14 protein-coding genes are annotated in these 14317 nt (G+C 68.5%); 5 read left to right on the top strand and 9 right to left on the bottom strand.

Features of this window, described 5'->3' with window-relative positions; translation table 11 throughout:
• Positions 1 to 417: 417 nt before the first annotated feature.
• Positions 418 to 705 carry a hypothetical protein gene (locus tag FW784_RS07575; RefSeq protein ID WP_149352748.1) on the bottom strand — a complete coding sequence of 96 codons (288 nt, stop codon included), beginning with the start codon at positions 703 to 705 and terminating at the stop codon, positions 418 to 420.
• A 315-nt stretch (positions 706 to 1020) separates the two neighbouring features.
• Between FW784_RS07575 and FW784_RS07580 the strand changes: the two genes are divergently transcribed.
• On the top strand, positions 1021 to 1299 hold the full coding sequence (locus FW784_RS07580) for a type II toxin-antitoxin system HicB family antitoxin (RefSeq protein WP_149352749.1): 279 nt from the start codon (positions 1021 to 1023) through the stop codon (positions 1297 to 1299).
• Here the strand turns inward: FW784_RS07580 and FW784_RS07585 are convergent, their stop codons facing one another.
• From FW784_RS07585 to FW784_RS07600, 4 genes are all read right to left on the bottom strand, one after another.
• Positions 1300 to 2040 (bottom strand): helix-turn-helix transcriptional regulator, encoded by a 741-nt coding sequence (locus FW784_RS07585; RefSeq protein ID WP_149352750.1) that lies wholly within the window; start codon positions 2038 to 2040, stop codon positions 1300 to 1302.
• Positions 2041 to 2090: 50 nt separating this feature from the next.
• Entirely contained in the window at positions 2091 to 2741 is a 651-nt protein-coding gene (locus FW784_RS07590; protein WP_149352751.1) for a glutathione S-transferase family protein, read from the bottom strand.
• A gap of 92 nt (positions 2742 to 2833) precedes the next feature.
• Positions 2834 to 3250 carry a response regulator gene (locus FW784_RS07595; RefSeq protein WP_235893616.1) on the bottom strand — a complete coding sequence of 139 codons (417 nt, stop codon included), beginning with the start codon at positions 3248 to 3250 and terminating at the stop codon, positions 2834 to 2836.
• 73 nt (positions 3251 to 3323) lie between these two features.
• Complete coding sequence (locus FW784_RS07600) at positions 3324 to 3722, bottom strand: GFA family protein (protein WP_149352752.1); 399 nt, start codon at positions 3720 to 3722, stop codon at positions 3324 to 3326.
• A 137-nt stretch (positions 3723 to 3859) separates the two neighbouring features.
• Between FW784_RS07600 and FW784_RS07605 the strand changes: the two genes are divergently transcribed.
• The 3 genes from FW784_RS07605 to FW784_RS07615 all read left to right on the top strand — a co-directional run bounded on the left by FW784_RS07605 (position 3860) and on the right by FW784_RS07615 (position 7520).
• Entirely contained in the window at positions 3860 to 4264 is a 405-nt protein-coding gene (locus tag FW784_RS07605; protein ID WP_149352753.1) for an ExbD/TolR family protein, read from the top strand.
• A gap of 125 nt (positions 4265 to 4389) precedes the next feature.
• Complete coding sequence (locus tag FW784_RS07610; RefSeq protein ID WP_149352754.1) at positions 4390 to 5883, top strand: ATPase domain-containing protein; 1494 nt, start codon at positions 4390 to 4392, stop codon at positions 5881 to 5883.
• Entirely contained in the window at positions 5883 to 7520 is a 1638-nt protein-coding gene (locus FW784_RS07615) for a hybrid sensor histidine kinase/response regulator (RefSeq protein WP_149352755.1), read from the top strand. The genes FW784_RS07610 and FW784_RS07615 overlap by 1 nt, the downstream gene beginning before the upstream one ends.
• Positions 7521 to 7890: 370 nt before the next feature.
• Here FW784_RS07615 and FW784_RS07620 read toward each other — a convergent pair whose 3' ends face one another.
• From FW784_RS07620 to FW784_RS07630, 3 genes are all read right to left on the bottom strand, one after another.
• Positions 7891 to 8196 carry a hypothetical protein gene (locus FW784_RS07620; protein ID WP_149352756.1) on the bottom strand — a complete coding sequence of 102 codons (306 nt, stop codon included), beginning with the start codon at positions 8194 to 8196 and terminating at the stop codon, positions 7891 to 7893.
• A gap of 204 nt (positions 8197 to 8400) precedes the next feature.
• Positions 8401 to 10518 (bottom strand): M13 family metallopeptidase, encoded by a 2118-nt coding sequence (locus FW784_RS07625; protein WP_149352757.1) that lies wholly within the window; start codon positions 10516 to 10518, stop codon positions 8401 to 8403.
• A gap of 88 nt (positions 10519 to 10606) precedes the next feature.
• Complete coding sequence (locus FW784_RS07630) at positions 10607 to 11041, bottom strand: hypothetical protein (protein ID WP_149352758.1); 435 nt, start codon at positions 11039 to 11041, stop codon at positions 10607 to 10609.
• Positions 11042 to 11201: 160 nt separating this feature from the next.
• Here FW784_RS07630 and FW784_RS07635 point away from each other — a divergent pair, with 160 nt between their 5' ends.
• Entirely contained in the window at positions 11202 to 13124 is a 1923-nt protein-coding gene (locus tag FW784_RS07635; protein ID WP_149352759.1) for a M61 family metallopeptidase, read from the top strand.
• Positions 13125 to 13368: 244 nt separating this feature from the next.
• Here FW784_RS07635 and FW784_RS14335 read toward each other — a convergent pair whose 3' ends face one another.
• On the bottom strand, positions 13369 to 13797 hold the full coding sequence (locus tag FW784_RS14335) for a VOC family protein (protein WP_187770718.1): 429 nt from the start codon (positions 13795 to 13797) through the stop codon (positions 13369 to 13371).
• Positions 13798 to 14317 lie beyond the last annotated feature (520 nt).

Here is a 14317-nt window from a genome sequence, read left to right on the forward strand (position 1 = left end):
CGCCGACGCGTCACCGGCGGTCGGTCGCGACGGGGTACCACGCGACGGAGCCCGCACGACTGGCCGCGCGCCGGCGCGACGAAGTCGACGCCTACCTGCGCGATCATCCCGCCTTCGTGGCCGCCAATTGAGCGCAGGTCAGCACCTGGCCGGGCCTGTGGTTCGGTCGTCCTCTGCGCGGGGATCGAGGTCGATGACGTGTCGGCTGACGGTCAGCGAATGCGCGCGCGACGCGGTTCCCGAAGCGCATCGCGCAGGCGGACCGACGCTCCGGCCGTTGGCCGTCAGCGCACGGCATGAGCGATACGCGACACCGGCAAACCACGAGGAACCGCGCACACCGGCTACCGCGCGACGGCTCACGCTGATCGACTGCCATCGATTGCCTGGCTAATGGTGTCGCTGCAGCGCCGGAGTTCAGGCGACCGCGGCATCCAGCGATGGCTCGTTGGACCGCGGCCCGTCGCCTTCGCCGGGGCGCAGCGTCAGGCTTCGCACCGCAAGCACGCGGCCGTCGCGGACGATCGTCGCGTAACCCTTTTCGCTGTGGGCGAGGAACACGCTGGCGGGTTGCCCGCGAACAAACAGGAGGCGCCAGCCCGTCGATTCGAGCCACAGCAGCTTCGCCCGTTGCGCCAGGGTGAGCGCCCGCCGCAGGTCGGTGCCTGTGAGGGGACGGCAGCGTCGACGATCGTAGATCAGCATGGCGACTCCGGGCGCAGGTCGGGGGAACGTTGGGCCGGTGACGTTCCGGTCGGCGGTGGCAGCCGGAGGCGGGTCTTTATGACACGGGTCACAGACGAAGCGTGGGGTCCACCGCTTGCGGGTGCAGCGAATGACGCGAACGGCCAATCGCGACGGACCGGCGGTCATCCGGCGCCGCCTGTGCCCGTGTCATTGCTGCGCCTGCAGCGTTTTCGGCGCGTCCAGTGCGCTGTCGCGGAAGCAGCGACGGGATCGTCGGGAGCCGCGACCCGATTCGTCACAGCCGCTTAGCGCCGGCCGCGGCAGCCTTCGCGCATGCAATATTTCGCCTTCGTCGAGCGCGATGCCAACCGCCGCTACTCGATCACGCTGCCTGATTTTCCCGGCTGCGTGACCGAGGCAACGAGCCTTTCCGGCATCACCGACGCCGCGCAGCAGGCTGTCTCGGTGCACCTCGCGCGTTGCGTCACGCCGCTCGGCAAGCCGTTGCGCGCCGAGATGTTGCCGCCGTCGTTCGATACACGCGAGGGCTACTGGATGCTGGTCGACATGGCGCCGGTGATCGAGACGTATCCACCCGGCGTGGGCTGGTAATCAGACCAGCGCGACAGGTGGCGACACGCGCGCCTCGGGCGACGGCGCGACAGTCCGGCCGCGCACTTCCCGCAACAGCGATGCCAGGCTGCGTTCCGCGCGCTCCTCCGCGATGTCACCGGTAGGCTGCATCGCATCGATCCGATTGAGCCGGAACTGCCGGAACCCCGCTCGCAGCTGGCACCAGCCGCCGAGCGTCCACGAGCCGCCCCAGAACACGATGCACAACGGCTCGACGTCGCGCGTGGTCGATGCGTCGCCAGCATCGCGATAGACGAGCCGCAGCACGCGTCGCGCGGCGATCGCCTCGTTAAGCGTATCGAGCAGCACGCCGAATTCGCGCGTCGATTCGCCGCGGCTGTCCGGCGCCAGGATCGCCGTACGCTCGCCGAGCGCACGGATGCGCTCGGGAATCGCCGCCTCGATCTTCACCATCGCCCGTGCGGCGCCTTCGCTCACGCGATTGCCCGCAAAAGCCCGCGCGAATCGGATGCCGACCACGACCGCTTCGATCTCATCGGCATCGAACATCAGCGGCGGAATCTCCGCGCCGTGCCGCAGCACGTAACCGACGCCGGCCTCGCCCTCGATCGGGATCCCCGAGCGTTGCAGGTCGGCCACGTCGCGATACACCGTGCGCATCGAGACGCCCAGCGTCGAGGCGAGATCACGCGCGAGCACCGCGCGGCGTCGACCGCGCAGGGCATTGACCAGCAGGAACAGGCGATCGGCGCGGCGCATCGCCGAATTGTAGCCACGCGAAGGGGCCACGCCGGCGAGCGCCACGCGCCTCAGGCCTCGACGGGCGCCCCGGCCTCGCGCGCCTGGGCTTCCGCGTACTCGGCATCGAGCGCGGTGGCACGCTGGATCGACGGATGCGCGGTGACACGCGCCACGTAGTCGCGGAACACGGGCTCGTCCGGAACCAGCTTGAAGGCCAGCGCCCATCGCAGGGCGACGCCCCAGAGCACGTCGGCCGCGGTGAAACGCTCGCCCAGGATGTACGGGCCCCGCTCGAGTTGCGCGGCGAGCGTGCGCATGACGCTGTCGTAGTCGCCATAAGGCGAGGCCATCGCGGGCGCCGCCTCGCGCTGCTGCGAACGGTCGATGATCGCCGGTTCGAAGCTGGCTGCGTAGAACACCATCCAGCGCAGGAACGCACCGCGCCGCGGGTCGCCGATCGCGGGCGTGATGCCGGCTTCGGGGAAGAGGTCGGCGAGGTGCAGCATCACCGCCACCTGCTCGGTCACCACGGCGTCGCTATCGTCGATCGCCGGCACCTTGCCCATGGGGTTGATCGCCAGGTACTCGGGCGCCCGCTGCGTGCCTGCCTGCAGGTCCAACATGTGCAGCTCGTAAGGCGCGCCGAGCACTTCGAGCAGGGCTAGCGTGCAGGATGCCCGCGAATGCGGGGCGTAATGGAACGTGATGCGTCGCGACATTGCGGTGTCCTCCGTTGGGGTCGCCTGGATGGCGTCGCCAGTCTGGGAGGGGCCTGCTGACAGCGTGGTGTCAGCAGTGTCCGGGTGTGCGATCAGGCGACGCGAAGCGCCGGTGCGACGCGCAACGCGGCCACCGCGTCGCGGAAGGCCTCGACGTGGAAGGGCTTCGCGCACACGGGTACGTGGGCGAACCGCTCCGGGAGGTCGGCGCGCTCGTTCGCAGTGGCGAACAGGAACGGGATGCCGCGCGCGGCCAGCGAATCGGCGACCGGATAGACCACCTCGCGGCCGAGGTTGACATCCAGCACCGCGGCATCGATCTCGGGCATGCGTTCGACCAGCGCGAGCGCGTCCTCGACCGTCGCAACGGGGCCGATCACCACCGCCCCGAGGTCGGCTAGCGCGTCGGTGAGGCCGAGCGCGAGCACGTACTCGTCTTCGACCAGCAGCACTTTCAGCCCCTCGATCCCGTCCATCACCACGTCCACGTCCGCCCGCCATCGGGCCATGCCGCAAGGCTGCGCCGCCGTGTGTCTCGCCGACGCGAAAGCACGTCGACGGACTGCGCGGATCGTGACGCGTTCACGGATCCCGCCCGGCGAGGACGGCCATCGACGCCTCGCGGTCGCGATCGTCGAAGGGGACCACGTGCAGCGCACTCAGCGCCACGCCGTCGAGGCAACGCGCATTGACGCTGTAGCCGTCGGGATGGCTTCGCGGCACATAGAAGCTCTTGACACCGCAGTGGCCGCAGAAAAGGTGCCGCGCCGCGCCCGTGTTGAAGCGGTACTCGACGAGCGCGTCGGTGCCCTGCAACAGGCGGAACTGAGATGCCCTCACGATCAGGTGCAGGAAGCCGGTCATGCGGCACACGGAGCAGTTGCAGTCGAGTACCTCGAGCGTAGCCGGCGCATCGACTTCGAAGCGCAGGCGACCGCAGTGGCAGCCCCCAGCGTAGGTGGCGATTTCGGTGTGATGCATGCGCGCATTGTGGGACATGGCGCCGCCGCTTGTCGGTGCAATTGGGCGGGTCGTCGCAACGCCTCAACCTGAGCTTGTGCGCGCACCACACGCCGGAGTACGTTCGAGTCGGGCATCCGCCCGCAGGAGGATCGACGATGGCAGCAGCCGCCTATGCTCCCCACCCGCGCAACCACGCCATGGCCGAGATGAACGTCACGCCGCTGGTCGACGTGATGCTCGTGCTGCTGGTGATCTTCATGATCACCGCGCCCGCGATCACCCGCGCCCTGCCCATGAACCTGCCCCAGCCCGGTCCCGAGACCCGGCCGGCGCCGCCGGCACAGATGCATCTTCGCGTGGGCTCGACCGGCGCGTTCGTGCTCGACGGCCGGCCCTTGAATGCCGACGAACTTCGCAGTGCGCTTGCCGACGCTGCACGCCTGAAACCCGATGCCGTGCTTCACGTCGCGGCCGCGCAGGACACCGAGTACCAGGGGTTCGCGACGGCGCTCGAGGCAGCACAGGGCAGTGGCATCGAGAACATCGCACTGGATGAATGAGTCACCCGGGGCGTGCCCCGCCGACCGTTCAGTTTTTGACGAGGTTTTCACCGCGGCATGGTCCCATGTGCACGTCATGGGGCCGTGCCACGGCCCCTTCATTATTGGGGCCGGATCCTTTACCGATGTCAGTCATTGACTATGTGCAGCCGGCACAGATGCACTCCGGCGTTCCAGGGCTCGACACCGTCCTCGGCGGTGGATTCACGCCCGATCGCCTGTACCTCGTAGAGGGCGTGCCGGGCGCGGGCAAGACCACGCTTGCGATGCAGTTCCTGCTCGAAGGGGTGCGGAACGGCGAGTCCGTCCTGTACGTCACGTTGTCGGAAACCGAGCAGGAGTTGCGCGAGATCGGCGCGTCCCATGGCTGGTCGCTCGACGGCGTGCACATCCACGAACTCGCACCGCCGCACGACAGCCTCGATCCGGACTCGCACTACACGATGTTCCATCCGTCGGAGGTGGAGCTGGGCGACACCACCAAGCGCATCCTCGACCAGGTGCAGAACCTGCGTCCCAGGCGCATGGTTTTCGACTCGCTTGCCGAACTCCGCCTTCTCGCGGGCTCGCCGCTGCGCTACCGGCGCCAGGTGCTTGCGCTGAAGCAGTATTTCGTCGGGCAGCAGTGCACGGTCCTGTTGCTGGATGACGTCGCGAGCGCCGAGCACGGCCTGCACGTGCACACCCTCGTGCACGGCACGATTTCGCTGTCGCAACTGAATCCCGAATACGGCGGTGACCGCCGCCGGCTGCGCGTCAGCAAGTTTCGTGGGCGTCGATTCGTCAGCGGTTATCACGACTACCAGATCCATTCCGGCGGCCTGCAGGTGTACCCGCGACTGGTGGCGGCCGACTATCGTCGCAACCTCGAGCAGGGTGCGGTATCCACGGGATCCGAACAGCTCGACCTGCTGCTCGGCGACGGCCTGCATCGCGGCACCAGCACGCTGGTGATCGGTGCGGCGGGCACGGGCAAGTCGACGCTCGCGACGACCTGCTGCGTCGCCGCGGCGAAGCGCGGCGAACGCGCGGCCTTCTACACCTTCGACGAATCCGTCCGCTCGCTCATGACGCGCTCGTCGGGTGTCGGACTGGATATCCAGTCGTGCATCGACGAGGGAAGCATCGTCGTCGAGTCGATCGATCCGGCCGAGCTTTCACCCGGTGAATTCGCCCATCGTCTGCGCGACGCCGTCGAGCGCCGCGGCGTGCGGACCGTCGTGATCGACAGCCTCAACGGCTACCTCAGTGCCATGCCCGAAGAGCGCTTCGTGCTGGTGCAATTGCATGAGCTGCTCGCCTTCCTTTCCCACCACGGCGTCGTGACGATCCTGATCAGTGCGCAGCAGGGGCTGATCGGGCAGATGCAGAACGCGATCGACGTCAGCTACCTCGCCGATTCCGTGGTGCTGCTGCGTTACTTCGAATTCGACGGGGAGGTTAAGCAGGCGATCTCGGTGCTGAAGAAGCGCACCGGCGGCCACGAACACACGATCCGCCCGATGGCGATTACGCCCCGCGGCATCGAGATCGGCGAACCGCTGCGGCAGTTCCGCGGCGTGCTCACCGGCGTGCCATACGACCGCGCCGAGGGGCCGGCGGATTCGGCCAGCCGATGATGGCCCGCACGGCCGCCCACGAGGACGAATCCCGGCTGCTCCTGTTGCTGCCGACGCAGCGCGACTGCGCCGTCACCGCGCAGGTGCTCGGCCGTGAATCGATCACCACGTTCGCCTGCAGTTCGCCGGCCGATCTAGAACGCGAACTCGAGCGCGGCGCGGGCGGTGTCTTCGTATGCGAGGAGTTGCTCGCAATCGGCGCGCACGCGGTGCTGGCGCGCGCGATCGAACGGCAGCCGAGATGGTCGGACCTGCCGGTGCTCGTGCTCGCCCGCGAGGGCAGCGAATCGCGCCATGTCTCCGACGCGCTTTCGCAGCTTGGCAACGTGTTGCTGGTGGAGCGCCCGCTGCGACTGGCCGCGCTCATCAGCAATGCCCGCACGGCGTTGCGGGCACGCGAGCGCCAGTACCAGATCCGCAGCCACCTCGAGGACCTTGCGCGCGCGCGGGACGCGCTCGCCGAGTCGGCGCGGCGCAAGGACCAGTTCCTCGCGATGCTCGGCCACGAGCTGCGCAACCCGCTTGCGCCGGTACGCAACGCACTGCACCTGCTGATGTCGGACCAGCGCATGCCGCCCGATGGCCAGCAGCTGTGCGACATGATGAAACGCCAGGTCGACCACATGGTCCGGCTGGTCGACGACCTCATCGATATCTCGCGCATCTCGCGCGGCACCATCGTGCTGCGCCGCGAGCGCGTGGACCTCGCCACCGTGCTGCGCAATGCGGTCGACCAGAGCCGCCCGCTCGTCGATGCGGCGCGCCATCGGCTCGAGGTGTCGCTGCCCGCTGGCCCGCTTATCGTCGAGGCTGATCCGGTGCGGCTGGCGCAGGTGTTCGTCAACCTGCTCAACAACGCTGCGAAGTACGCCGAGCCCGGCGGTGAGATCGCATTGAGCGTGATGCGCGAACACCAGGCCGCGCGCATCGCCGTGCGCGACCGCGGCATCGGCATCGAACCGGAAATGCTGCCGCATGTGTTCGAGCTGTTTACCCAGGGGCGACGCGAGGCGCATCGCGCGCACGACGGCCTCGGCATCGGGCTGACGTTGGTGCGCAACATCGTCGACATGCACGGCGGGCAGGTCGAGGCGCACAGTGACGGCCGCGGCGAGGGTTCGGAATTCGTGGTGACGCTGCCGCTCGCCATCGCGACGAGCGCGCATGTGGCCGCGCCCAGCGTGGTCGCCGCCGCGTCGCGGCGCCCGAGCGCGGCGCGCGTGCTGGTGGTCGACGACAACGTCGATGCCGCCGAGTCGATGGGCATGGTCCTGGACCTGCTCGGCCTTGAGCATCGAGTGGTTTACGACGGGTCGTCCGCGCTCGACATAAGCGAAGCGTTCGTGCCCGACGTGGTGCTGCTGGACATCGGCATGCCCGGCATGGACGGCTACGAGGTCGCACGTCGGCTGCGACGCACGGCGGGTGGCTCGGAGATGCGGTTGATCGCGCTCACCGGCTGGAGCCAGCCCCAGGATCGCGAACGCACGCGCGCCGCCGGCTTCGATCACCACCTGAGCAAACCGGTCGATATCGGTGCGCTGCAGTCGTTGCTCGATGGTGCGGCGCATGACGCGCCCGCGACATCGGTGCGACCCCTCAACGGCGGCGCGGTCGCGGGTATGCGCTTGCGCTGATCAGGTGGTGGCAGGTGCGCAACGTTGGGCGCCGCGTCACGCGCATCAAGTTGCAGCTCACTTGCGGGCGTTCAGGGCGCACGTCACGCATCAGTTGTCTCGGGCCGATGCTTGGCTGCGCCAGCTCCGCGCGTGCCATTGCAGGTGGCGTTCTTCGAAGCTGCGCGGCAGGGGCGTCGAGGGCGGAGACGCAAAACGCTCCCGCTAACGAGGCACGCCGCCGCGAGCCGCTGCTTCGCTCTGCCGGATTCGATGCGATGCAACGGTGCTATTCGACAACCCGCGGTGCCGGTCGCCCAATCCAGGGACGTGACGTGCTGCGCAGGGAAGCGCGATACCGCCGGCGCGTCGCAGCGCGGTGAGCCGCGGCTTACGAGCGGTCTGCGTCTGCGAGCGCGGGTGACGTCGTGGTGGCTGGCGTCGCATGGGGAGCCTTGCGCGTCTGCGCGTCATGCGCCGGTGTCTTTGCAGTCGCCTGCTGCGCGGTCGCCTGTTCACGTGCGGCGCGCGTCAGTTCCAGCATCGCCGCGCCAAACGGGTTGTGCGACCTGCGCGGAACGGGAGACGCAGCATCGGAGGCGGCCTTCGCGGGCGCAGCCTTCGTGGGCGCGGCCTGCGCGTGGACGCAGACAGGCGCGACGGCCAGCAGGGCGGCGGTAAACAGGATGCGGTGCATGGCCGGCCTCGGTGCGTGCGTCAGGTTGCAGCGAGATTAGGCATCGCCGCTGGTGGGCATCGTGAAATGCGGGCCGCGGATGCACCGCGGCCGCCGCTCGTACCGGAACCGCTCAGCGACGTCACTGCGGCGTGAGCCGCTATTCATGTGCCGCAACGAAAAAGAGCCCGGCGGGTGCCGGGCTCTTCATGAGCGATCCTCGCGTTACCAGACCTTTACGCGGGCCTCGGGCGCGAGGTACATCGCCTGCCCGGGTTTGACCGCGAACGCGTCGTACCACGCATCGATATTGCGAACCGTCATCGTGCGGTACCGGCCGGGCGAGTGGACATCGGTCTTGACCGCGTTTCGCAACGCCTCGTCACGGTACTTGCCACGCCATGCCTGCGCGAAACCGAGGAAGAAGCGCTGGTCGGGCGTGAAGCCTTCGAGCGTCTGCGCGGGCTTGCCCTGTTGCGACAGGTGATAGGCATCGAGCGACGTGGCCAGGCCGGCGACATCGGCGATGTTCTCACCGAGGTTGAGCTTGCCGTTGATCGAGAGATCCGGGAAGGGCTTGTACGCGCTGAACTGCGCGGCCAGTGCCTGGCCGGCGGCGGCGAACTTGGTGAAGTCGGCCGGTGTCCACCAGTTGTGCAGGCGGCCGGTCTGGTCGAACAGCGCACCGGTATTGTCGAACGAATGGCTGATCTCGTGGCCGATCACCGAGCCGATCGCGCCGTAGTTCACCGCGTCGTCGGCATTGGGGTCGAAGAACGGCGGCTGCAGGATCGCCGCCGGGAAGATCAGGCGGTTTTCGAGCGGGATGTTGACCGCGTTGATCGTCTGCGGCGTCATGTACCACTCGTCGTGCGACACCGTCGCGCCGAGCTTGGCGAGATTGCGCTTGTAGTCGAAGAGCTCCGCGCGCTGGGCATTGCCCAGCGCGTCGTCAGGCTTGACCTCGAGGGCGCCGTAGTCGCGCCAGGTATCGGGGTAGGCCACCGCTACCTTCAGGTTGTCGATCTTCGCGTGCGCGGCGGCCTTGGTTTCCGGGCTCATCCACGCAAGCGCGTCGATGCGCTTGCCGAACGCGGCGACGATGTTCTTCACCATCGCTTCGGCACGTTCCTTGGTCTTGGGGTCGACGTAGCGCTTGACGTATGCGTGGCCGACGGCCTCGCCGAGCACGTTGCTGGTCATCGACACCGCGCGCTTCCAGCGGTCGCGCTGCTGCGGCGTGCCGTTGAGCGTGTGGCCGTAGAACGCGAACTGCTCGTCGGCGAAGGCCTTGGGCAGGAACGGCGACGCACGGTCGATCGCGTGGAAGGCGAGGTAGTCCTTCCAGGTGTCCAGCGGCTGCGTGGTCGCGAGCTTCGAAATACCGGCCACCGCCTTGGGCTGCCAGACGATGAAGTCCTTCTGGTTCGACAGGCCGGCGGCCTGCATGAAGGTCGGCCAGTCAAGGCCCGGTGCCTTGGTGGCGAAGTCCGCCTGCGTCCACGGGTTGTTGCCGAGCTGGACGTCGTTGGTCTGCTCCTGCGTCGCGTGCACGCGGGCGATCTCGGTCTCGAGCGCCACGATGCGTTGGGCCTTGGCGGGGGCATCGGCGATGCCGGCCAGCTCGAGCACCTTCTGCACGTGCGCCTGGTAGGCCTTCTTCACCTCGGCGCTGCGCCCGCCCTCGAGGTAGAAACTGCGGTCGGGCAGGCCGAGCCCGCCCTGCACGAAGTACGGCACGTTGCGCGACGGGTCGTTGACGTCCTGGCTGATCCACACGCCGAACGGGCGGTCGGTGAAGAAGTCGGTGTTGTTGAGCAGATCGACGTCGGCGCGCAGCTGCGAGCCGAATTCCTGCGAGAGCGATTTCGCGTCGGTGATCGCCGCGATCGCGTCCAGCTGCGGCTTCAGCGGCGCGACGCCCTTCGCTTCGATGCCGGCCTCGTCCATGAACGCGCTGTAGTAGTCGCCGACCTTGCGCAGGTCGCCGGTCGCGGCCTTGTCCTTGGCGGCGCTCTCGACGAGGTCGCGCACCTGCTTCTCGGTATCGAGCGAGATGCGGGTGAAGCTGTTGAAGCTGGAGCGGTCGGCGGGGATTTCGGTCGACTTCATCCAGCCGCCGTTGGCGTACATGTAGAAGTCGTCGCCCGGCTGGACCGAGCGGTCCATGCCCGCGGTGTCGAAGCCGAACGTGCCGAGCACGGGCTTGGTGGAGGGCGCGGGGGCGGGCTTCGGTGCAGCGGCCTGCGGCGGCTGCGACGGCGGGGCGTTACACGCGCCAAGGCCGGCGACGAGTACGGCGGAGACAGCGATCGACAACAGGCGACGGGGCGTCGGGCTCATGGCAGTTCCGGTGACTGGGATCGCCCGAGCGTAACGCCTTGCCGCCGCCCGACGCATCAGGCGACGGTCACGCCGGCCGATGCGGCGTTCAGCGCTCGCTGATGACGAAGCTGCCGAACGAGACACCGATCTCGACGCCGCGGCCTTGGCCCGTCAGCGCAAGCGATACGGGTCCCTTGGTCACGATCTGCGCCTTGGTGCCCTTGCCCGCCGCTGCGTTGGCCTCGCCGGTGGCGTAGCCGCCCAGTGCGTCGCGGATGTTGGACAGGCCGGCGAACTTGCCGGTGCCATGCACTTCGGACTTCCCGAATGTGATGCCACCGCCCTTGGCGTCGATCGACACCGGCAGCGACTTGCCGTTCGAGCAGTGGATGACGCCGTGCCCGGTGGAGTGTTTGTAGAACGCGCTGAAGCCCTTCATGTCGTAGGTGAGCGTGCAGGACAGGTCGCCGGCTTGCGCGGGTGCCGCTACGGCGGACGCAAGGACGAGGGCGGCGAGGCAGGGCAGCGTACGGAAGGTCATGGGCGTGCACGTCGGGGCCGGGCATGCAGTATCGCGCACGCCGTCGCGCCGCATGTTGCAGTGCACGAGACGACGCGATCGCGACCGTTGCACCGGCTGCACGCAACGGCGCGCCCGCACCCCGTACGATCGGCCGGTTGCCATCCAACCGGACTCCTGCATGCCCCGTCCCGCCCGTCGCCTGCTTCCGCTTCTCTGCGCGCTCGCGCTTGCCGCGCCCGCGTTCGCCCAAGAGATTCCGCTCACCAGCTCGCAGGTGCCGTTGCCGGCGGACACGCCGTATCCCGGCACGCTGCGCATCGACGTCGACGCCACGGACCTGTCGCGCCGCATCGTGCGCGTGCGCGAGCAGATCCCCGCGCAACCCGGGCGCCTGACGCTGCTTTATCCGCAGTGGCTGCCCGGCAACCACAGCCCGTCCGGCCCGATCGACAAGCTCGCCGGCCTCGCGTTCACCGCGAACGGGCAGAAGCTCGCGTGGACGCGCGACCCGCTCAATGTGTATGCCTTCCACATCGACGTGCCGCAGGGCGCGACGTCGGTCACCGCCGACTACCAGTACCTCACGCCGACCGACACCGCCCAGGGTCGCGTGGTGATGACGCCCAACATGCTCAACCTGCAATGGAACGCGCTGGTGCTGTACCCCGCGGGCCATTACGCGTCGCGCATCGACACCGCGGCCAGCGTGAAATACCCGGACGGCTTCACCGCGGCGACCGCGCTCGAAACCGCCAGCAGCGGCGCCGGCACCACGGTCTATCGCAACGTGCCGCTCGACATCCTGGTCGACTCGCCGATCTATGCAGGCCGCTACGCCAAGGTGATCGACCTCGCGCCCGGCGCGAAGGTGCCGGTGCGCCTCGACGTCTTCGCGGACGCGCCGAAATACCTCGAAGCCAAGCCCGAGCAGATCGCGCTGCATCGCAAGCTGGTCGAGCAGGCGTTGAAGCTCTATGGCGCGCAGCACTACGACCACTACGATTTCCTGTTCTCGCTGTCGGACCAGATGGGCGGCAACGGCCTCGAGCACCAGCGCTCCAGCGAAGACGGCGAGGACCCCGGCTACTTCACGGACTACGACCCGAAGGTCGGTTTCAACGACCTGCTCGCGCACGAGTACACGCACTCGTGGAATGGCAAGTTCAGGCGCCCGGCCGACCTGTGGACGCCGAACTACAACGTCCCGATGCAGGACTCCCTGCTCTGGGTATACGAAGGCCAGACGCAGTACTGGGGCAACGTGCTCACGGGGCGTTCGGGCATGCGTCCGCAGCAGGCCTCGCTCGATGCGCTGGCACTGGTGGCCGCGACCTACAGCGAGAACCGGCCCGGCCTCGGCTGGCGCGCCGTGCAGGACACCACCAACGACCCGACCATCGCCCAGCGGCGGCCGCGCGCGTATCGCAACTACGAACTGTCGGAGGACTACTACTCCGCGGGACAGATGATCTGGCTCGAAGCCGATGCACGCATCCGTACGAAGACGGGCGGCAGGAAGTCGCTCGACGACTTCGCGCATGCGTTCTTCGGCGTCGACGACGGGGTCTGGAAGACGCAGAAGACCTACACCTTCGACGACGTGGTGCGCACGCTCGACGGCGTGGTGCACGACGACTGGGCCACGTTCCTGCGCGATCGCCTCGACGGCCGCGTGCCGCTCACCGGCGGCATCGAGGCCGCCGGCTGGCGCCTCGTGTTCAAGGACGACCCCAACGACATCGCGAAGGCCTTCGCCAAGGAGAAGGATGCGCAGGCCGATTTCATCTATTCGCTGGGCGTGTCGGTCGGCAAGGACGGCAAGGTCGGTGACGTGCGCTGGGATAGCCCCGCGTTCAACGCCGGCATCAGTCCGGGCATGACGATCGTCGCGGTCAACGAGCGCGAGTACGCGAAGGACACGCTTTCCGCGGCAGTGAAGGATGCGAAGGGCGGCAACGCGCCGATCCGCCTTCTCGTCAAGACGTTCGACCAGTACCGCACGATCCCGGTGGATTACCACGGCGGCCTGCGCTATCCGCACCTGGAGCGCATCCCGGGCAAGCCCGATCTGCTGGGCCCGATCTACGCCGCCAAGCGCTGATGTGACGGCGGCCGGCCTTCGGGCCGGCCGCCGCGATCACGCTTTGCCCCGGCCGCCGCGCGGCTCGACGTTGTCGGCGGCGGTATGGGGGCGGCGACGCGGCACATCGGCACCAAGCCGGTGGACCTGTCGGTCGGCCGGACGTCCGTGCGCGCCGTCTTCCTTGGCGGGCACCTCGGTGGGCGGCAGCGTGATATTCGCCCTGGTCAGCCACGCTCAGGTGCGCAGCGACGCGAAGTCAGTGTCAGCGGGCGAACAGTTGCGACGCGATGTCGGCGAACGCCTTGAACTCCAGCGCGTTGCCCGAGGGATCCAGCAGGAACATCGTCGCCTGCTCACCGGGCTGGCCAGCGAAGCGCACGTGCGGCGCGATCACGAAGTCGACGCCCGCATCGGCCAGGCGCACGGCGAGCGCGTGCCAGTCGGGCAGCTCGAGCACCACGCCAAAGTGGGGCACGGGCACGTCATGGCCGTCGACCGCGTTGGCGCCGGCAACCCGCGCCGTAGCGCCCTCGACGCGGTGCACGACGAGCTGGTGGCCGTACAGGTCGAAGTCGACCCAGAGCTCCGCGCTGCGTCCTTCCGGGCAACCGAGCACGCCGCCATAGAAGGCCCGTGCGGCCGCGATGTCGTGCACCGGAATGGCCAGGTGAAACGGCGTCAGGCGATGCATCTCAGGTGGCCCTCGCTGGTAATCCATCTCTCGCCGCGCGCGCGGCCGCGCCAGCGCGCACGCCGATGCGCGGCGGCGATCCCGGGCGCCGTGTGGCACGTATGTCGTCGACCACTCGGAGCGCCGCGCCTTGTGCGTCATCCCGTCGCTGGACCAATCGGATGCCCGGCAGGCGCCGCGCGCGGCCGTGTCCGGTGAGCAGGATTGCGCGGTCGTGGCTGTCGCCGTGCATGGGCTGTCATCCCGAGTGACGCGCAGTTTCGCAACGGCCCACCCGCGACTGCAACGTCGATCGCCCCCGCGAGCGTGAACGAACGGGCGAAGCCCCTTGCCGGATTCACGCGCTGCCCACCGGCTGTCGCAAGGATGGACGCTCCGCAGCCCGATTACGCCCACCATGCCCTCGATCCGCCCGCTCGCGTCCGCCCTGTCGCTCGTACTTCTCGCTGCCTGCTCGGTATCGCCGACGCCGCCTGCGAGCCAGGCTGCGCCCGCCCCGCCGGCCCCCGCGCCCGCCGCT

Origin of the sequence: Cognatilysobacter lacus, assembly GCF_008274655.1 — a bacterium.
In the GTDB taxonomy this organism is placed as follows: Bacteria; Pseudomonadota; Gammaproteobacteria; order Xanthomonadales; family Xanthomonadaceae; genus Cognatilysobacter; species Cognatilysobacter lacus.

Bases quoted from the DNA above. Each gene is read 5' to 3' on its own strand.
- FW784_RS07575 (WP_149352748.1), bottom strand. From the start codon at position 705: ATGCTGATCTACGATCGTCGACGCTGCCGTCCCCTCACAGGCACCGAC.
- FW784_RS07580 (WP_149352749.1), top strand. From the start codon at position 1,021: ATGCAATATTTCGCCTTCGTCGAGCGCGATGCCAACCGCCGCTACTCG.
- FW784_RS07585 (WP_149352750.1), bottom strand. From the start codon at position 2,040: ATGCGCCGCGCCGATCGCCTGTTCCTGCTGGTCAATGCCCTGCGCGGT.
- FW784_RS07590 (WP_149352751.1), bottom strand. From the start codon at position 2,741: ATGTCGCGACGCATCACGTTCCATTACGCCCCGCATTCGCGGGCATCC.
- FW784_RS07595 (WP_235893616.1), bottom strand. From the start codon at position 3,250: ATGGCCCGATGGCGGGCGGACGTGGACGTGGTGATGGACGGGATCGAG.
- FW784_RS07600 (WP_149352752.1), bottom strand. From the start codon at position 3,722: ATGCATCACACCGAAATCGCCACCTACGCTGGGGGCTGCCACTGCGGT.
- FW784_RS07605 (WP_149352753.1), top strand. From the start codon at position 3,860: ATGGCAGCAGCCGCCTATGCTCCCCACCCGCGCAACCACGCCATGGCC.
- FW784_RS07610 (WP_149352754.1), top strand. From the start codon at position 4,390: ATGTCAGTCATTGACTATGTGCAGCCGGCACAGATGCACTCCGGCGTT.
- FW784_RS07615 (WP_149352755.1), top strand. From the start codon at position 5,883: ATGGCCCGCACGGCCGCCCACGAGGACGAATCCCGGCTGCTCCTGTTG.
- FW784_RS07620 (WP_149352756.1), bottom strand. From the start codon at position 8,196: ATGCACCGCATCCTGTTTACCGCCGCCCTGCTGGCCGTCGCGCCTGTC.
- FW784_RS07625 (WP_149352757.1), bottom strand. From the start codon at position 10,518: ATGAGCCCGACGCCCCGTCGCCTGTTGTCGATCGCTGTCTCCGCCGTA.
- FW784_RS07630 (WP_149352758.1), bottom strand. From the start codon at position 11,041: ATGACCTTCCGTACGCTGCCCTGCCTCGCCGCCCTCGTCCTTGCGTCC.
- FW784_RS07635 (WP_149352759.1), top strand. From the start codon at position 11,202: ATGCCCCGTCCCGCCCGTCGCCTGCTTCCGCTTCTCTGCGCGCTCGCG.
- FW784_RS14335 (WP_187770718.1), bottom strand. From the start codon at position 13,797: ATGCATCGCCTGACGCCGTTTCACCTGGCCATTCCGGTGCACGACATC.